At 35.7% G+C, this 19,100-nt stretch carries 17 protein-coding genes, 8 tRNA genes and 1 other RNA gene; 3 read left to right on the forward strand and 23 right to left on the reverse strand.

The window, feature by feature from the left end:
* Position 1 precedes the first annotated feature (1 nt).
* The 17 genes from OK18_RS04955 to rpsU form a co-directional block, all read right to left on the reverse strand.
* Positions 2 to 72 (reverse strand) — tRNA-Trp (locus OK18_RS04955).
* Positions 73 to 128: 56 nt separating this feature from the next.
* Positions 129 to 1,316 carry an elongation factor Tu gene (tuf, locus tag OK18_RS04960; protein WP_002976407.1) on the reverse strand — a complete coding sequence of 396 codons (1,188 nt, stop codon included), beginning with the start codon at positions 1,314 to 1,316 and terminating at the stop codon, positions 129 to 131.
* 255 nt (positions 1,317 to 1,571) lie between these two features.
* A complete protein-coding gene (locus OK18_RS04970) occupies positions 1,572 to 4,670 on the reverse strand; it encodes an efflux RND transporter permease subunit (protein WP_053327297.1) in 3,099 nt (1,032 codons plus the stop codon).
* 62 nt (positions 4,671 to 4,732) lie between these two features.
* A complete protein-coding gene (locus OK18_RS04975) occupies positions 4,733 to 5,818 on the reverse strand; it encodes an efflux RND transporter periplasmic adaptor subunit (RefSeq protein WP_053327298.1) in 1,086 nt (361 codons plus the stop codon).
* 2 nt (positions 5,819 to 5,820) lie between these two features.
* Positions 5,821 to 7,062 carry a TolC family protein gene (locus OK18_RS04980; RefSeq protein ID WP_082129140.1) on the reverse strand — a complete coding sequence of 414 codons (1,242 nt, stop codon included), beginning with the start codon at positions 7,060 to 7,062 and terminating at the stop codon, positions 5,821 to 5,823.
* Between the two features lie 203 nt (positions 7,063 to 7,265).
* Complete coding sequence (locus tag OK18_RS04985) at positions 7,266 to 8,630, reverse strand: ATP-binding protein (protein ID WP_053327299.1); 1,365 nt, start codon at positions 8,628 to 8,630, stop codon at positions 7,266 to 7,268.
* Positions 8,631 to 9,311, reverse strand: a complete 681-nt coding sequence (locus OK18_RS04990; protein WP_050022261.1) for a response regulator transcription factor — start codon at positions 9,309 to 9,311, stop codon at positions 8,631 to 8,633. It abuts the gene before it with no gap.
* A 319-nt stretch (positions 9,312 to 9,630) separates the two neighbouring features.
* Positions 9,631 to 9,702, reverse strand: a tRNA-Thr gene (locus tag OK18_RS04995).
* A gap of 40 nt (positions 9,703 to 9,742) precedes the next feature.
* Positions 9,743 to 9,815, reverse strand: a tRNA-Gly gene (locus OK18_RS05000).
* An 88-nt stretch (positions 9,816 to 9,903) separates the two neighbouring features.
* Positions 9,904 to 9,984, reverse strand: a tRNA-Tyr gene (locus tag OK18_RS05005).
* Between the two features lie 18 nt (positions 9,985 to 10,002).
* Positions 10,003 to 10,076: transfer RNA gene (locus OK18_RS05010), tRNA-Thr, on the reverse strand.
* Between the two features lie 89 nt (positions 10,077 to 10,165).
* Positions 10,166 to 10,238 (reverse strand) — tRNA-Gly (locus OK18_RS05015).
* An 86-nt stretch (positions 10,239 to 10,324) separates the two neighbouring features.
* Positions 10,325 to 10,405 (reverse strand) — tRNA-Tyr (locus OK18_RS05020).
* Positions 10,406 to 10,423: 18 nt separating this feature from the next.
* Positions 10,424 to 10,497 (reverse strand) — tRNA-Thr (locus OK18_RS05025).
* A gap of 108 nt (positions 10,498 to 10,605) precedes the next feature.
* Entirely contained in the window at positions 10,606 to 10,896 is a 291-nt protein-coding gene (locus OK18_RS05030) for an HPF/RaiA family ribosome-associated protein (RefSeq protein ID WP_002976393.1), read from the reverse strand.
* The gene (locus tag OK18_RS05035) at positions 10,893 to 11,780 is read right to left on the reverse strand and encodes a tyrosine-type recombinase/integrase (protein ID WP_053327300.1); all 888 of its coding nucleotides are present in this window, start codon (positions 11,778 to 11,780) and stop codon (positions 10,893 to 10,895) included. Before OK18_RS05035 ends, OK18_RS05030 begins: the two co-directional genes overlap by 4 nt.
* 82 nt (positions 11,781 to 11,862) lie before the next feature.
* Positions 11,863 to 12,060 (reverse strand): 30S ribosomal protein S21, encoded by a 198-nt coding sequence (gene rpsU / locus OK18_RS05040; RefSeq protein WP_034687383.1) that lies wholly within the window; start codon positions 12,058 to 12,060, stop codon positions 11,863 to 11,865.
* A 257-nt stretch (positions 12,061 to 12,317) separates the two neighbouring features.
* Here rpsU and ssrA point away from each other — a divergent pair.
* Positions 12,318 to 12,720: a transfer-messenger RNA gene (gene ssrA / locus OK18_RS20840) on the forward strand.
* 178 nt (positions 12,721 to 12,898) lie between these two features.
* On the opposite strand, the gene OK18_RS05045 is transcribed toward ssrA, so the two are convergent.
* From OK18_RS05045 to OK18_RS05070, 6 genes are all read right to left on the reverse strand, one after another.
* On the reverse strand, positions 12,899 to 13,423 hold the full coding sequence (locus OK18_RS05045) for an antirestriction protein ArdA (protein ID WP_053327301.1): 525 nt from the start codon (positions 13,421 to 13,423) through the stop codon (positions 12,899 to 12,901).
* Positions 13,424 to 14,322: 899 nt separating this feature from the next.
* A complete protein-coding gene (gene arsB, locus OK18_RS05050; RefSeq protein ID WP_053327302.1) occupies positions 14,323 to 15,354 on the reverse strand; it encodes an ACR3 family arsenite efflux transporter in 1,032 nt (343 codons plus the stop codon).
* 8 nt (positions 15,355 to 15,362) lie between these two features.
* Positions 15,363 to 15,854, reverse strand: a complete 492-nt coding sequence (locus tag OK18_RS05055; RefSeq protein ID WP_053327303.1) for a GNAT family N-acetyltransferase — start codon at positions 15,852 to 15,854, stop codon at positions 15,363 to 15,365.
* A 1-nt stretch (position 15,855) separates the two neighbouring features.
* Positions 15,856 to 16,467 carry an arsenate-mycothiol transferase ArsC gene (locus tag OK18_RS05060; protein WP_053329295.1) on the reverse strand — a complete coding sequence of 204 codons (612 nt, stop codon included), beginning with the start codon at positions 16,465 to 16,467 and terminating at the stop codon, positions 15,856 to 15,858.
* Between the two features lie 14 nt (positions 16,468 to 16,481).
* Positions 16,482 to 16,955, reverse strand: coding sequence for a DUF6428 family protein (locus OK18_RS05065; RefSeq protein ID WP_053327304.1), 474 nt, complete (start codon positions 16,953 to 16,955; stop codon positions 16,482 to 16,484).
* Between the two features lie 57 nt (positions 16,956 to 17,012).
* Complete coding sequence (locus OK18_RS05070) at positions 17,013 to 17,339, reverse strand: ArsR/SmtB family transcription factor (protein ID WP_053327305.1); 327 nt, start codon at positions 17,337 to 17,339, stop codon at positions 17,013 to 17,015.
* A 326-nt stretch (positions 17,340 to 17,665) separates the two neighbouring features.
* Here OK18_RS05070 and OK18_RS05075 point away from each other — a divergent pair, with 326 nt between their 5' ends.
* Both OK18_RS05075 and OK18_RS21655 read left to right on the forward strand, forming a co-directional pair.
* Positions 17,666 to 18,040, forward strand: coding sequence for a hypothetical protein (locus tag OK18_RS05075; RefSeq protein ID WP_053327306.1), 375 nt, complete (start codon positions 17,666 to 17,668; stop codon positions 18,038 to 18,040).
* 4 nt (positions 18,041 to 18,044) lie between these two features.
* Positions 18,045 to 19,097, forward strand: coding sequence for a hypothetical protein (locus OK18_RS21655; protein ID WP_228377697.1), 1,053 nt, complete (start codon positions 18,045 to 18,047; stop codon positions 19,095 to 19,097).
* The last annotated feature ends 3 nt before the right edge of the window (positions 19,098 to 19,100 follow it).

The following is a 19,100-nucleotide window of genomic DNA, read 5'->3' on the forward strand; positions in this document are numbered from 1 at the left end:
GCACGGGCACAAGGATTCGAACCCTGATCAACGGTTTTGGAGACCGGTATCCTACCATTGGACGATGCCCGTAGTTTAAAAAGCTCCGTAAAGAAGTTCCTTACGGAAGCTTTTTATATTTTAAGATATTAATCTAAGATTTCAGTAACCTGACCAGCACCAACTGTTCTACCTCCTTCTCTGATCGCAAATCTAAGACCTTCGTTAAGAGCGATTGGTTGTAACAATTCTACAGTGATTGTTAAGTTATCACCAGGCATTACCATTTCTACACCTTCTGGTAAGAAGATCTCACCTGTAACGTCAGTAGTTCTTACGTAGAACTGAGGACGGTATTTGTTGTGGAATGGAGTGTGACGTCCACCTTCTTCTTTAGAAAGGATATAAACCTCAGCTTTGAATTTTTTGTGTGGTTTAACAGAATCTTTCTTAGCGATAACCATACCTCTCTTGATGTCAGTTTTTTCAATACCTCTCAACAATAGACCTACGTTATCACCAGCTTCACCTCTGTCTAGGATTTTTCTGAACATCTCAACCCCTGTAATAGTAGAAGTTAATTTTTCATCACCCATACCAACGATATCAACAGGATCACCAGTGTTAATAACACCAGACTCGATTCTACCTGTTGCTACAGTACCTCTACCTGTAATAGAGAATACGTCTTCGATTGGCATCAAGAATGGCTTATCCTGATCTCTTACCGGCTGCTCGATCCAAGTATCAACAGCATCCATTAATTCTTCTACAGTTTTAACCCACTTCTCGTCTCCGTTAAGAGCACCAAGAGCAGATCCCTGGATTACTGGAGAGTTATCTCCGTCATATTCGTAAGTAGATAATAAATCTCTAAGTTCAAGTTCAACAAGCTCTAAAAGCTCAGCATCATCCACCATATCAACCTTGTTCATGAAAACAACGATTCTTGGTACGTTTACCTGACGGCAAAGAAGGATGTGCTCTCTAGTTTGAGGCATTGGTCCATCAGTTGCAGCACATACTAAGATAGCTCCATCCATCTGAGCAGCACCAGTTACCATGTTCTTAACATAGTCGGCGTGACCTGGACAGTCAACGTGTGCATAGTGTCTGTTTTCAGTTTCGTACTCGATGTGAGCTGTATTAATAGTGATACCTCTTTCTTTTTCTTCTGGAGCAGAGTCAATCGCAGAGAAGTCTTTTTTCTCAGCAAGACCTTTGTTAGCTAATACACTACTGATAGCTGCAGTAAGTGTAGTTTTACCATGGTCAACGTGACCAATAGTACCAATGTTCAAGTGTGGTTTGTTACGATTAAACGTTTCCTTTGCCATGATTTAAAATTATTTATTTATTGTTTTTCAAATTTTCGGTGTGCAAATATAATGAATTTTTAGATACCAAAAACTTTTTGTTAAAAAAACTTTCAATATTCTTATTCAATGAAGGGCAAACCTTATATTTCAACGTATTGAGACTGCAAATTTACATAATTTTCCTGATTGAAAAAAACTTTCTGAAAACCTTTTATGAAAAAGCCTGAAATACAGATTATTTCAGGCTCAGTTATGATATAAAATGAAAGATAATCAAACTTGACGAAGCTTTTTTGTCCTGTTGAAAATCCAGAAAATAATCGGAAAAATAAGTAATGTCAATACAGTAGCGGTGATAAGTCCTCCGATAATGACAATAGCCAGAGGCTTTTGAGATTCCGATCCGATCCCTGTAGACAAAGCCGCCGGCATCAATCCGATAGAGGCCATCAATGCCGTCATGATGACTGGTCTCGTTCTGGATTTTACTCCATTCAATATAGCGGTATCTATATCCAATCCGTTTTTAACATTCTGGTGAAATTCTGTGATAAGGATGACCCCGTTTTGTATACAAATCCCCAAAAGGGCAATCATTCCTACTCCTGCCGAAATACCAAAATTGATCCCCGTAACATGCAATGCAATGATACCGCCAATCAGTGCAAAAGGTACATTGGCCAATACAAGCAGAGAGTCTTTGATGTTTCCGAACAAAATAAACAACAGAAAGAAAATCATTAAAAGGCTTACAGGAACCACCTGGGCTAAACGGTGTGAAGCACGCTGCTGGTTTTCAAACTGTCCTGTCCAGCCTACAGAATAACCATCCGGAAGCTCTATAGTTTCCACTTCCTTCTGGGCATCGGCAATAGTACTTCCCAGATCCCTGTCGCGGATTGAAAATTTAACCCCTATATATCTTTTAATATTATCCCTGTAGATAAAGGCAGCACCGTTGTCCTTAACGATATTACTAATTTCTTTTAAAGGAATTTTTGTACCCTCCTGCGTAGGTACCATCAGTGAAGCTATATCCTTCTCATCTGTTCTGTACTCCTGGGAATAGCGGAGACGAATAGGAAATTTCCGTTCTCCATCAAACATTTCAGAAGCTGTTTTTCCTCCAAACGCCATTTCCAAAACAGCCTGTGCATCCGCCGGCATGACACCGTAAGCCGCCATTTTATCTCTATCAAGTATCACACTTACTTCCGGCTGTCCAATATTTTTAATGATTCCCGGATCTTTAACTCCCTGTACATCTTTTATTTTTGTCAAAACTTCATGAGCCAGCTTATCCAGGGTTTCCAGGTTGTCTCCATAAATTTTGATTCCGTTTTCTGCTTTAAAGCCTGCCACTGCCTCTGCTACATTATCTGAAATCGGCTGGGAATAATTGAATGTAATCCCCTGGTAGCTCCTCAGCTTTTTATCAATTTCGTTAATCAATTCATCATAAGTAATCTTCCGCTTCCATTCTTCCCTGGGTTTAAGGTTTACCGCAAACTGTACGAACCCGAACCCGTTGGGATCTGTTCCATCATTACTTCTCCCCGTTTGTGCCAAAACATCTGTAACTTCAGAGAAACTCATGATATCTTTCTTTAGTAAGTTTGCTGTTTTCAGAGATTCTTTTAATGAAGAACTCATCGGCATTTCTGCAGTTATCCAAAGGGAACCTTCATTCAGCTGTGGCAAGAATTCCGTCCCTAAGAATTTACCCGAAAATAAAGTCACTGCCAGAAATGAAACTGCAACAATCATACTCATTTTCTTGTGTTTGAATGTGAGGTTGAATCCTTTTAAAACGATCCTGTCCCAAAAATTCACAAAAGGATTGTTTTTCTCTTTTACATTTTTATTTAAAAGAATATGGGAAAGAACGGGAACAAGTGTTAATGTAAAGATCAGCGCTCCCATTAAAGCAAATCCTAGTGTAAAAGCTAAAGGAGAAAACATTTTTCCCTCTACTTTCTGGAATGAGAAAATCGGAATTAAGGAAGTGATAATGATTAATTTTGAAAAGAAGATAGCCTTTCCCAATCCTGTACCGGTTTGTTTGATCCATCCTCCTTTTGCCAGCTTATTAAACTTTTCCATTCCATATTTATGAGCTTTATGGTCAAGCATTACAAAGAGTCCTTCCACCATGACGACGGCTCCGTCAATGATAATTCCGAAGTCTACGGCTCCTAATGAAAGCAGATTGGCACTCATTCCTGCCAGTTTTAAACATAAAAAAGCAAATAATAAGGATAAGGGAATGATAATGGAAACGATCAAAGTAGTCCTCCAATCTGCCATAAAGATCAGAACGATCACGGTTACCAGTACAATTCCTTCAATTAAATTGTGCATTACGGTGCGCGTGGTGAAATCCATCAGGTTATCACGATCGTAAAAAGTCACCATTTTTACATCTTTCGGAAGGATTTTTTCATTAAGCTCTTTAATTTTAGCTTTTACTCCTACCAGAACTTCTCTCGGATTTTCGCCTTTTCTCATCACCACAATCCCTTCGACCGTATCATCGTGATTGTTCAGGGCTGCCTGTCCTACCCTAGGCATAGAGCTTTCGTGTACTTCCGCTACATTTTTTACCAAAACAGGGTTTCCGCTATCATTCTGGATAGTAATATTTCCAATATCCGCCACCGATTTTACCAAACCGATCCCTCTTACCACATAAGCCTGCCCATTCTTCTCAATAACATCTCCCCCTACATTCAGGTTACTTTTGGTAACGGCATCATATACCTGAAGCGGAGTCAGGTTATATTTATCCAATGCTCTAGGGTCAATACTAAGCTCAAATACTTTATCCTGTCCTCCGAAAACGTTTATATCAGCTACTCCCGGCACGCCTCTCAATGCCCGGTCAATGACCCAATTCTGTAATGTAAGCAGCTTACGTGAATCTTTTGTTTTACTTTCAAGCGTATATCTGAAAATTTCCCCGGTTGGCCCGTAGGGTGGCTGTACTTCCGGATCTACCTCATCAGGAAGGCTTATGGTTCTTAACTGGTTATTGACCTGATTTCTGGCAAAAGTATCATCCACCCCATCATCAAACAGAATTTTAACAATGGAAAGCCCAAACATTGTAGTGCTTCTCACACTGGTTTTCTTCTGAACCGGGCTCATAGCCAGCTCTATGGGGGTGGTAACAAAGCGTTCCACTTCTTCTGCACTACGTCCATTCCATTGGGTAATAATAACAATCTGGGTATTGGTAACATCCGGAAAAGCTTCAATAGGCATGTTTTTGAAACTTATAAATCCGGAAATCGCCAGAATAGCAACCCAGATAAAGGTAAATGCTTTATTTTTCAGTGAAAAAGCGATTATATTTTTTATGAATTTGTTCATGATGAATACATTGATGACCTAAAAAAGCCGTTGAAAGAATTGATTGGATATCATTACAAGTGTTAGCTATTCAAAGAGCGGTATATCAGCAGTTGGTTATTTGTAATAATTTCCTCTCCTTCTTTTAAACCATCCGAAATATAGGTAACATCACCTACCTGTTTCAGAACTTTCACTTCTCTGACTTTTACATCCGTTCTGGATTTAAAAACAACAACAAAACTTTTGTTATCATCAAAAATCACAGCCTTAGAAGGTACAGTCAGCATCGTCTTACTTTCCAGACTGGACACCTTTATCGTAGCCTTACTGTCCGGAATCAACAGTCCGTTTGCATTATCAAGCACTACTCTTGCCTGCATGGCATTCGTTTGGGGATCAATAATTTTAAATATCTTGTCGATTTTACCGTCAAATACTTTATCCGGATAAGAAAGTGTAGAAACCTGAGCTTTCATTCCAAGACTGATTTTATCAATATCGGATTCATTAACGTTCATAATCGCCCATACATTCGTTGTATTGGCTACGTCAAAAATATTTTCACTCCTGTCACTTCTCAGCTGCATATCCTTATTGATATTTTTCTGAACAATATATCCGCTGATTGGTGCTACAACACTATAAATATTTCCTGTTTTTACATTGTAAACGGTACTTACCGCAGTAGCTCTCTGCAGCTGATCCTGTGCTTTCTGCAACTGACTTTTAGCTTCCAGTACATCTCTTTCCGTATTCAGTTTTCCTTCATATAATTCTTTTGCTACACGCAGGTTGTTTTTGGCAACTACCAAATCGGTTTTGGCATCGCTTACATCTTTCTGGATCTCGGCGAGTTCCGTACTCCTGATGGTAGCCAGTACCTGCCCCTTTTTCACGTAATCTCCAAGTTCCACATTTACACTCATCACGTTTCCTCCTACCAGAGGATATACATCTATATAGCTGTTTTTATCGGCAGAGATTTTTCCGTAAAAACTATATTCATCTTCTATATTCTTTCTTTCAACTTTTGCCAAAGAAATAGAATTCAGCATCGTATTGCTGAGTTCAAAGCCTTTTTGGGCCCTATCTGTTTTTTCTTCCTCTTTTTTTGAACAAGCCAATAATGATAAGGCTATTAATCCGTGGATTATATATTTTTTCATTGTTAATAGAAGATTTTGGTTTGTACTAATTGATTAAGCTGCTCTGAAGCCTGCATAATTTCATTTTTCATATCGTAAATCTGAAGTGCAGTTTCTCTGTAACTATCCATAAAGTCTGTAAATTCAATAAGATTCACATTGCCTTTTCTAAAGTTGGTTAACATTCCGTTATACACCAGGTCCATGTTCTGGAGATCGGCAGTTTTAATTTCCAATAGCTGATCATACTGTGCTTTCCAGGCCTTGTAAGCAGACTGAACTTTTGTTTCAAGGGTTAGTTTCTGAAAGTCTGCATTTTTTTGGTTTTGTTGAATGGCATAATTGGCTTTTTCTACATTCCCCTGATTTACTTTCCAAAGAGGTAAAGGAATCCCCAACGTCAGATTAATTTCATTATTGAAGGTTCCTCCCGCCTGATCCCAGCCGGCTCCTACATTCAGATCAGGAACATTCAGTGATTTCTGCCATTGAGCATACAGCTTACTATTATCAATCAGTTTTAAATTGTACCGGTAATCCGCATTATTTTCCAGCGCCTTTTTTTTCAGCTCTTCTTCATCCCCAAAAGGCTGAGCCGCCAATGCTTCTTTAGCTTCTGACTCGGACATCTGTGGTTCTATATCTTCAGAAATTCCCGTTAACACTTTCAGGTTTTGCTCAAACTCAAGAATATTCTTATTGATGGCGAGTTTATCATGATTCAGCTGAATCACAATACTCTGAAGTCTTACGGCATCTTTCAGCGATACGTTTCCTTTGGCTGATTGTATCCGATAGGCATTTAAAAGGTCATTCATATACCCTAACTGCTTATTTGTATTTTCAAGCTTTAATTTCTCATAGTAAAGATTAAAGTAAGCAGAACGAAGCTGGGTCCTCAGATCTACTAAAAGCTGGGTAAACTGAAGCTGGGCCAGTTCTTTATTGGATTTTGCGAAAGCAATTTCATTTTTCTTTTTGCCTCCCATATAAATCAGCTGGGTGATACCCGCTCCTTTTGAATGGCCTATATCGAATATTTTCTTCCCTTGGGGATTATATGCATTAACCTGCCCGCTCAACTGTGGAAGTTCCCAGATCCTGGCCTGTAAAATATCCGCCTCAGCCATACTGATATTGTACTGTTCGGCAAGCAGCTGAAGATTGTTCTTCTGAAAAGCTTCTTCACAGTCCAAAAGAGACATTTGTTGTTGTGCTGCCATGAATGAGGAAATAGCCAAAAACAGCACGGCAATTTTGTTCATTATTTTTCTTTTACTTACAAAATTGCCTTGATGTGATTAAAAGAAACTTAAAGGATCCTTAAAAAAAAATTAAAATCGTTTAAATAAAGGGATTCAAAAAAGAAGGCTTTAACATTTTTTTCTCACTCTTTGAATTTTACCTAAAATAATTTCAGGATTTCAAAGAATATATTTTAATTTATGAGCTGAATATATAAAGAGAATTATTTTTTAAAAGTTACACTGAATTTGTTCAGGTATTTTTCAGGAGAAGAATAAGAAATTCCCGCATCATGATATTCCAGTATCCGTTTCACAATCCGGAGCCCTAAACCGGATCCTGCTATATTTTGAGCATTGTTCCCCCTCATAAAAGCTTCAAATAATTTGGCACGCTCTCCTTCCGGAATTGTATCTCCACGAGAGATTACATCCACCATAAGATAATCGTTATTTTCTGTGATTAAAACCTTTACTTCAACGTTGTCAGAATATACAGCTGCATTCTTAAACAGGTTGATAAAAACAATAACTAATAACGATGATATTCCATTGATAGTAAGAAGTGCATTTTCAGAGGTTTCTTCAGTAATCAAAAAATCAAGTTTAAGATCCGGATAACTTTTTTCTACGGCTTCAAAAGCTTCAAAAATTACCTCATCAATCCTTACCTCTTCATAAATACTCTGAATATTTTCTTTATCAAATTTTGTAAGCAACAGTAACGAATTAGTCAGGTCAGACAACTGATAAACGTCCCGCTGTATCTGCTGTAATGCGGAAAGTGTTTCAGGGGAATGCTCTTCAAACTTAATTAAGTTTTCCAGTTGAAAAGCCATCCTTGTAATAGGAGTGCGGATCTCATGGGAAGCACTGGCGGTAAAATCTTTCTGAGATTGGAAAACGTCATTTAACCGGGCTATCATTGTATTAAAAGATTGTGCGAGAACCCCTACTTCATCATTGGAACTCTGTACCGGAATCTGTGTGGTTAATTTATGAGCAGTCACCTCAGAGATTTCCTGATTAAGATCTTCCAAAGGACGGAGGAATTTTTCTACAAAATAATAACTGAAAAATCCAATGAGAAGTGTACTCATTACATAGGACAGAATCAGAAGGTATTTAAGGTAAACCAATTTAGATTTTCCGTTGGTATCAAACGCACTCGTAAGAATATAGTAGTTCTCCCCATTGATATTTTTTAATGCCGCATAAATTTCAGGAACTGTTTTTTCAGTATAAATAATCTTTTTTTTATCCAGTTCATTAAGCATGGTGTTATCCCAGGTTACATTGCGGTCCTTGATTGTGCTATAGATCAGTTCTTTTTCTGCATTAAAAATCAAAATTTTCTCATTCAGCAGGATATTGTCCGAGTTTTCATTAAAAAAAATAGGTGCTTCTTCTTCAAAATCTTTAGATCTTGAAATGAAATGAGTGGTAAATTCAAGCCTTTGTCTGAATCTTTCTTTAAACTCTTCTCTTCTGAAATCATTAAAAGATAAATAAATAACGGCCATTACCATTCCAAAAAGCAATGAAAAGGCGATACTGATCGTTAAAGCAATCTTTCTTTTTAATGACATTTATAGCGGGCTTAAGTAATATCCGAATCCAGAACGGGTATGAATCAATTTAATTTTAAAATCTTTGTCGATCTTTTTTCTTAAAAAATTGATATAAACCTCTACAGTATTAGTATTGGTATTAAAATTATGTTCCCATACATGTTCTGTAATCTGCTGTTTGGAAACTGTCCTTCCCTGGGCTTCCGCAAGATATACCAATAATTGAAATTCTTTTAGAGTAAGGGTAATTTCATTTCCACCACGGTATACTTTCTGTTCTGTTTTATTGATAATCAGGTCATCAATTCTGATGATATCCTGGTCAGAAGTATCAGAAGGAGCCTTTCTTCTTAACAAAGAATTTACTCTTAAAAGCAACTCTTCAAACTGGAAAGGTTTTACCAGGTAATCATCTGCAAGTCTTGTAAACGCATCCTTTTTATCCGAAATATCTCCATAAGCGGAAATAATGATAATGGGTGTATGTTTATCAAAAGACCGGATTGTTTGGCAAACGTCCAGGCCATTTATTTTAGGTACATTGATATCCAGTAAGTAAAGATCATAGCTATTGCTTTTAATCTGGCGAAGAAAGGTCTCTCCGTCATAGATTTTATCACAGGTAAAATTATTAGATTCTAAAAATCGGCAAAGCTCAGCAGATAGAATGAGATCATCTTCTAATAAAAGAATATTCATCAACAATTATTTTACACGAATTTAAAGAAAATTTTTAGGATTGTGATTCTAAAGATGAAGTAAATAGAATATGAAAAAAACGGATTATATTCTCACTCTTCTAAATTATTTTATCTTATGGATAATATAGGTTTTGGCTAAAGCCAATGGAAAAGAGTCTATTTTTTTTTAAACGGACTAAAGTCCATTTCTATTTAGTATCTATTGAGATCAAGTTGTGAGGAACAAACTTTTATGTTTAGTTTCCAACTTTTACAATTCTACACTTACCTGAAGTTTAGAGCAAAAAAAATCCCGGAATCAATCCGGGAAAATCGAGAGCCAACTACGGGACTTGAACCCGTGACCTCTTCCTTACCAAGGAAGCACTCTACCGCTGAGCTAAGTCGGCATCAACTAAAAAAATCACACTAATGAGCGTGATTTTTTTGAGCGGAAGACGGGGGTCGAACCCGCGACATTCAGCTTGGAAGGCTGACGCTCTACCAACTGAGCTACTTCCGCAATTTTGTTTCCAAAATTATTGGTAAACGCTGTGCAAAACTAAGAAAACTAATTTAATTCTGCAAGTTTTTTTTTCTAATATAAAATGTGGGGAGAGCAGGATTCGAACCTACGAAGCCGAAGCAACTGAGTTACAGTCAGTCCCATTTAGCCACTCTGGAATCTCCCCAGATATTTTATATTAATGAGCCTCCAGAGGGATTCGAACCCACGACCCCGAGATTACAAATCACGTGCTCTGGCCAACTGAGCTATGGAGGCATTTAATAGTAGGACTGAAAGTGGTTGAGAAATTCTACTCTTTACATTTCAGTGTTAAAAAAAATCACCCCTAACGTGTGATTTTTCTGAGCGGAAGACGGGGGTCGAACCCGCGACATTCAGCTTGGAAGGCTGACGCTCTACCAACTGAGCTACTTCCGCAATTTTGTTTCCAAAATTATTGGTAAACGCTGTGCAAAACTAAGAAAACTAATTTAATTCTGCAAGTTTTTCTCTAATATAAAATGTGGGGAGAGCAGGATTCGAACCTACGAAGCCGAAGCAACTGAGTTACAGTCAGTCCCATTTAGCCACTCTGGAATCTCCCCAGATATTTTATATTAATGAGCCTCCAGAGGGATTCGAACCCACGACCCCGAGATTACAAATCACGTGCTCTGGCCAACTGAGCTATGGAGGCAAATTAAAAAAGAATTCAAAAGATCACTGCTCCTTTTTTGCGAGTGCAAATATAGAACGGATTTTTTGAATTCTCAAATTTTTTATGAACTTTTTTTAAACTTTTTTCCTAAGCCATTTCTTTTTTCTTGATTAGTAGCTTTTTAGCAGTATCAACGCAAAGGTCCAAACTTTCTTCAAAACTTGTAGTGGTTTTTTTTACTACGATATCATCTCCCGGAACCGCCAAAATAATCTCAGCTGTTTTATTCGCTTTATCCGAATTATTTTCTACTTTCAAAAAGACTTTACACTCCTGAATTTTATCATAGAACGTGTCTAATTTACTTACTTTTTTGTCGATGTGTGATTCTAGTGGTTCGTGAGGAGTTAAACCAATTGATTGTACTGAAATCTTCATAATTCTTCTTTTTTTGATGCTCTGGGATGAGCCTGATTAAACACTTTTTTCAATTGTTCAATATTAGCATTCGTATAGACCTGAGTACTGGCAAGACTTGAATGCCCTAATATTTTTTTTACTTTGGAGATCTCCGCCCCATTATCCAACACGTGCGTAGCAAAACTATGACGAAGGATATGAGGACTTCTTTTTTCTTTCGTTGTTATAAGACTAAGGTACTTATTAACTACCAAATAAACAAATTTTTCATTGAGTTTTTTCCCCTTCTTATTCACAAAAAAATAGGATTGATATTCTGCCTGTGGCTTTCTGATTTCCAGATAGTTTTTCAGCAATCCGGACAGGTCGCCTGAAATAGGAATCACCCTTTCCTTATTTCCTTTCCCGGTTACTTTTAATTCATTCCCATTTGTATCAACATGCTCAAATATCAGGCCACAAAGTTCTGCCTTACGTATTCCTGTCTGATAAAGCACTTCCACGATACATTGTTCCAGTATATCATGGCCCTGCTCAAAGATATGTTCATTAAGACCCTCCATTTCTTCTTTAGACATGGGAATTTGCTTCTCTGCATAAAACTTCAGGGAAGAGATGCCTTCAGTGGGAGACACTTTGATTTCGCCTATTTTTAAAAGGAAAAGGTAAAAACTTCGGAGTGAAGATAATTTCCGGTTGATACTTCTTTTGGAAATATGGTTTTCACTGAGTTCAACAATAAAGTTTCGGATTATTTTTTTGTCTGCCTTAGTGATGTCTTCAGAAGACTCTGTACGCAGATAGAAATGGAAAAAGTCGTCAAGATCTTTTTTGTAGCTTGTGATGGTATGAGGAGAGTACCTCTTTTCAAGTGCCAAGTATTCCAAAAATTTTTCAAGCATCATCCGTTAGTATAAAAACAAAAATTCACTTCTCAAATATAAGAATTTAAGAAGTGAATTAGTATTTGGTTAAGAAAAAATCTTAAGCCTGCTCTTCTTTGCTAAGTGCTCTTTGTTTGTAAGCCGCTTTTAGTCTGGCTTGTCTTAACGTTACAGAAGGCTTAATAAACTGTTGTCTAGCTCTTAATTGACGAACCGTACCAGTTTTATCAAATTTTCTTTTATATTTTTTTAATGCTCTGTCGATGGATTCCCCATCTTTTACTGGAATTATTAACATATTTTACATCTCATTTTGGATTGCAAAAGTAGACATTTTTTCTTAAAGTACAAAATTTCAACATCTTTTCTTAAAAAACTACGTATTTTCAGGTATTCAAAGAGAGAACTTGCTCGTTCCAGGAACCCTAATTACAGTTCAAACAAATAATGGGTTTAAACTACAAATAACAGATATAATGATTATTTAAAAAAGCTATAGATAGTATTCATGCTATTTGAATAAAATATTTTATCTTTGCATTCACTTATTTATAGGGGGTTGACTGGTTTCGACAGCAAGACCAATGGGTAAGTAAGCATGCAGAGAACCGTAGCGCGATCTCTATAATCCCTTGCTACAGAATTTTAACTGGCAACGAAGAGTTCGCTCTTGCAGCTTAATAATCGAAGTATAGTAGATTCAAGCGTTTTCCTGAAGATTTAGTAAGGAAGCAAGATATTCCACAAATGCCTCGTTCTGCGGCGTTTGATCCTGGGATATAGGAATGCAGAAATAAGGTGATAGAAGCTTCGGCTATCACACGAAAATTTTAGAAGATAAGCTGGAAGTTGAGCGTCTGCTCTCTGCTTCCCGTCGAAAACCAATAGCAGAATAAGCATGTAGAAAGCTTATGTATTGCTTGTTTGGACGAGGGTTCGAATCCCTCCAACTCCACTTTTTAAACTAAAGAGAATTTGTAAATTATTAAATTTTAGATAATTACATTTTCTCTTTTTTGTTTTTGTACCCAAAGTTGTACCCAAATTTTTGAAATGTACTTTTTTGAATCTGTTTGAATTTAATTAAACCTATTTGAATTTTGAGAATACAATAGATTTACAACAACACAAATATACTACGATTTAAAATAATGTCCGTTACTTTCAAAATAATCAAACATTACACTCCGTGCTGTTGCTTCCCAATCAATCACAACCCAGTTAGGAACATTAAATGTATCATCTTCGTACAGCCACTGTACAAAATCTTCATCACTTTCGTATTCGCCGTAATAAAAATTGTTTACATACTCGTAAATGCTCTGAAAATCCATTTTTCCTAAACAATCTAAACACGCTTCATACACCTCTACGTCATGCTCTGAATCATTGATTTGTTCTAGAACATCATAAATACATTTTGATATATGGCATTCGCTCAATAATCCTAGTTTTTCCAGAATCGGACATTCATAGTCCTGAAACATGAATTCAGGGTCGGCTTCATCAGAATGAAGTTCATGCATTGCCGTAAGTAATTCATCGTAGTCTGAATAATCAGAAAGGTTCAGCCATTTCCCAAATAATGAACCATTATTGTATTTTGCATACGTTCCTACATAGATACTAACAGTATCAAGACAATTTGTTAACTTTGCCATGTTGATAAGTTTTAAGTCAGATTTAAAATTTATTGATTCGCCTAGTAGTACGCCAATACTTCTAGGCATTTTTGTTTTTATATTGAACCTTGTACACAAAGAAACAAGGCTAAAAGTAGCTTGTAAAGATTTATAAATATACAACAAAAAGCCCATAAACACAAGGGTTTACAGTAGTTTTTAACCAAAATATTAACCTCTATTAAAAACTTTTTAACCAGTCGGAGCGCACGAAATCAAAAACAACAGTCAAAAAAACTAAATGCTTGGATAGGGGGCGGTTGGAAAAAAGGTATCGACCCGTACCCAATATTTCGGATAGTACCCCTTGTCCCGATACCTATGTAAAAATTTTGAAATTTGACATAGGGGGTTAGCAAAAAATCTGACGGAGTTGGTGTAAATAGTAGACCAAGTATTATACATTTTTCCTAGTAAGTCCACTTAAAGAAAAATCACTTAACAAAAGTACCACAACCGTTTACCTTAGTTTTCCGAAAGGTTTGGGGTTGTTAGAAGAGAGTTAGAGAATGATATAATTAGTAGAATAAAATTTGTATATATAGGTAATATGTAGCAAAAACTCTGAAACATCAGTATTAATCAATGTTTACAGGGATTTCTAATAAGGTTGCATGAATCGACAAAAAGTAATAGATTAGTCCCTAGAAAAATAATTTTTTTCATCATTTGTGTTTTTGAAGTTTCTCATTTCCATGAGAGACTTTTTTGTTTTGGGGCAAATAGGTAGATATATATTAACAAAAGTACACTTGTTAAGATTACAGTTTTTTTACGCCCCGAACAAACTCTAAAGATTACTTACCGCACCTTTTTGATAACGAAAAACCTTAACACAAATTGGTTAAGGTTCTTAATTTTTTATTTACACTTTTGAGCTAGTTGTAATATTTCTTCTTTAGCCACAAACTTATCCTTACAAGCAATATTAAAACTGGCACTTCTACCAATGGTCCGATTACACCGACAAACGCCTGTTGAGAATGGATTCCAAAAACAGCAATTGCTACGGCAATCGCCAATTCAAAATTATTTCCTGTTGCTGTAAATGCTATTGAAGCATTTTTGTCATAAGGAATATCAAAGGATTTATTTATAAAGAAACTTACAAAGAATATTAGCACAAAATATACTACTAGCGGTATACCTACTTTTAAGACGTCTAATGGTAATTCTAAAATCTTATCTCCTTTAAGGCTGAACATCAAAACAATAGTAAATAAAAGTGCATATAATGTTAACGGAGATATTTTAGGAATAAATTTCCTATTGTACCACTCCAAACCTTTCAATTTGGTTAGAAAATAACGACTTAAAAAACCTGCTAAAAAAGGAATCCCTAAGTATATCAAAACACTTTCGGTAACGTCTCCCATTGATACAGTTACATTAAAATTAGCTAAACCTAGTTTTTCAGGTAAAACATTGATGAAAAGCCAAACCATAAAACTATAACTTAATACCTGAAATATGCTGTTTAGAGCTACTAGCAATGCTCCGTACTCACGGTTACCTTTAGCTAAATCATTCCACACAAGTACCATTGCAATACATCTTGCTAAACCAATAAGAATTAAGCCAATCATGTAATTAGGTTCATTCCTCAGGAAAATAATTGCCAATAAGAACATTAAAACTGGACCAATAATCCAATTTAGCAACAAAGAAATTCCAATTGCCTTTTTGTCTTGAAAAACTTTAGGTAACAATGAATAATCAACCTTTGCTAACGGTGGGTACATCATAATGATTAAGCCAATTGCCAATGGAATATTTGTAGCTCCCATTGATAAGGAATTGGTAATATCAGAAATATTAGGAAAAAAATATCCTAACCCTATTCCTAAAAACATTGCCAAGAATATCCATAAAGTAAGGAACCTGTCAAGAAATTTTAATTTTGGTTGCATTTTATTTTTTAATCTATTCCAACAACTTTGCTTCTTCTTTCCATAATCACATTATCTTTCCATACTCCTCCGAGTTTACCTATCTTTTCTCGATAACCTATGATTCTGAATCCAACTATTTTATGTAACGCTATGGTTGCTTCATTTTCCGCAAACATTCCAGATTGCAAAGTCCAAATGCCATTAGCTTCACTTTCTCTAATAACATTTTCCATTAAAATTTTACCCACTCCCTTTCCTCTATGGTTTTCAGCAATATAAATACTTACTTCTGCTACACCTTCATATACACAACGGCTACTAACTTTTGATAAAGCAACCCATCCTAATACATCATTATTATCAACAGCTATAAATCTGCTGTGCAATAGTTTACTGTCATTCCAAGTTTCCCATGTTGGCACTGAGGTCTCAAATGTTGCAATACCTGTTTCAATGCCTTGTTTGTATATATTGGCAATATCTTGATAGTGATGTTTCTTGATTGAAATTATTTCCATTTTATTTTTTTATTTGTGAAAAGACATAGAACATTTCAGCACCAATCTGCAAACTTCTTTCATTGTAAACCTTTGTTTGTTCAGATGTATTATCAGACATTTTAGGGTCTTCAAAAGTTATTGGAATTCGTTTATCTGCGCCCGCAATAAAAGGACATCCGCCGTCCGCCTGAGAGCAGGTCATAATTGCAACAAACCCGTAAGTAGGATTAAATGAACTATCATATCTTTTAGAAAAACCAATAATAGGGTGTCTATCTTCATCATACTTAATTGCATATACAGGATTATCTGTACCAGAAATTTTACTGATAAAAAGTCCCTGTTCTTGCAAAGTCTCTGCAACTTTGGGAAACATTGCAGTTTCTTCTGTCCCTCCTGAATAACAAGTTACATTCGGAATATCATAATAAGCGCTCGCAACCTGCGCCCAAACTTGCGATAAATGGCTCCTTCTTGAATTATGAGTACAAATAAAGTTAATGGTTATTTCTTTTTGTTCTTCCAATCTTTTCTGGATAAAATCAACCAAGGGTGCTAAAGTAGCTTTTCTGTCTTCGTTGATTTCTTGGTTTTTCAGTAACTCTATTGTTTTTAATAGTTTTGAATACATAATTTTATTTGAATTTAGCAACACCCTGAATTTGGAGTGCAACAAGAAGTTTGATTATTAGAAAGTTCAGATAAGTTTACTTTTTGTTTTTCCGTTGGAATTCCGCAAGCATCCTGAGCTAAGCACGCTGTTGTTTTATTTTTAAGAACAAAGTTTTTCCCGTTAAATTCTAAATCAAATTTGCCTATGGTGGCATTTTGATATTCAACTTCAATTTCGTCATCCTCAATACCAAGTTTTTCTTCTGATAACTTAATAATGTTTAAAAGTTTTGCAGGCTTTAAACGATGTTCAAAATCATCAGCATTCCATAATTGAAAGTTTACTACTTTTTCATTTCTAATAGTTCCGCCACAATCGATAAAATGTTTTGTTATAGTTCCTACTTCTGTTACATGGAAGTGTTCAGGAACAAAAGTTCCATTTTCTAATTGAAATTCAACATTATCCAATGTTGGTAAGATTTCTTTAATTTCAGATAGTTTCATAAATTTTTTATTTATTGGTTAAATGCAATATTACGATAGATATACTTAAAAAATGCTTTAACAGCATTTCTGATTTGTAGTCGTCAGGATTATATTTGAAAAATAGTCTTTTAGCACTCCAAAAGTATTTTCATCAATACAGTAGCAAATCGCTGTTCCTTCAATGTTCCCTTTAATAAGCCCCGCATTCTTCAATTCTTTTAAATGTTGAGAAACTGTTGCTTGTGCTAACGGTAATTCATTAACAATATCACCACAGATACAAGTATTTACTTTCAACAGATACTCAATAATTGCAATTCTTGCGGGATGTCCCAATGCTTTCGCTATTATAGCAATTTTATTTTGTTCATCTGTAAAATTGTCAGTTTTGGTTGCTCCCATAATTTTAAAAAATTATTATATCGCAATATTACGATTAATTATTTAAATACAAAACTTTTTAATCAACAACTGCAAAATTTATATATTTGCAGTTCAAATTTTATCGAAAAAACAGAAGCATAGCTTTTATTTTGTTAAAGGAAATCTGACAGTTTCAAAAAACAACACAGAATAAATAGTTTATGACTCGTGCTATATGGGCACGGGTTATTCCTATTTGTGTTGTTTGGCTTTGTCAGAGCCTCCTTTAGCAAGTATGGTTTAATCCCGTGCTTTCTGCATTAATAACCATTCACTTTGCGGGATTAGTGAGCTGACAAATCACTATGAAAAAAGTCTTTATTTCTCTCCTACTGCTTGTTTGTACAACAGTATTCTCACAGGAAAAATTTGATTGCAACAATCTTTCTAAAACAGATTATTTGAACAAGTATCGGGAACTCCGAAGCTACGGACTTGACAAAATCACACTTAAAGATGGTAGAGAGGTATTGCCATTGATTATATCACAGGTTTATGACGAAAACAGCCTGAGACAAGTTTGTATCAATGCAGCTTATGCCGACCATAAATACGGTACAGAAAGCCATTATGAGATGTATCGTAAAAATATCTATAACATATCCCGAGAAACTTTTATGAAAAACTCGGATTACTTCGAGATATTTTTAGAAATGATTGCAAACCTAAAAAACCAATAGCCTGATGGAAAAGAAAACAATTCAGGTTGACAGCAACATTCCTAAATCCTTGCTGATAGGTTTTGTATTGGCGTTTTTGACCGTTTTTGCAGTCCAACATTTCAGTACATTTTCATATATCCCGAATCTTAGCAATCCCACAATGGATTACGGACATAAGGTTGTTTTGAGTGGTAGGTATGACACCCGCACAACACCCGTAGGTGCATTATACCAAACAACACCTTTCGGAACAAAGATAGATTTACCTACAAACGGCATGATGTGTAGTGAGCTACTGTATGATTCCGAGTTCAAGAGTTATTCTAATAAAGGCTTGTTATACGTAAAATCTGTATTTAATGATTACAAATATCTCCTGCTATTTTGGTTAGCATACACACTTATCGTCCTGTTTTTCAAAAGATACCGTCTAAAGGTTTTGATTTTGACACTACCAATCACTTTAATGAATTGTGAGAACAAGATTGTACAGGAAAAAGCTTCAACAACAGCAATACAAGCCGATACAACCGCACAAAATATTCAGCAAACAATAAGCCTACCTGACACCGAAACAATGCAAAAAAGGTACTCTTTTGTAGTTTTTGAAGGTAATGCTTTCTTATCTTATGAAGGGCAAAAGAAAGTGATTACAGGAATATTTGAAACCGATGCATTTATGGGCAAAGATGAAGAATACAAAATCATGGACGAAGCCCAGCAAAAAGCCTTGATTAATCTTGAGCTAAAGCACGTTGACAAAAGATACATCCTAACTTTTGATAGTTATGCAGAAGCCAGTGAAAGAAGAGAGCTTTTACTGGGTATCAATCAAAACAACCGTAATGAAGAACAACAGCCATTTGACAATAATCAAGAATATATTGTAATTCAGCCAAAGGCATATTTCCATCAAAAACCTAATCAAAACAGCAGAAAAGACACCTATTTACTATATGGTGCAAAAATACTTGCCTTAAATGAAACCCGATATTTTGTATATACCATTTTTACAAATACGGACGGTATAACAAGCAAAGGTTGGATTCTTAAAACAGATATTGAAACATATTAAACT

The sequence above is a fragment of the Chryseobacterium gallinarum genome, assembly GCF_001021975.1.
Taxonomy (GTDB): Bacteria; Bacteroidota; Bacteroidia; order Flavobacteriales; family Weeksellaceae; genus Chryseobacterium; species Chryseobacterium gallinarum.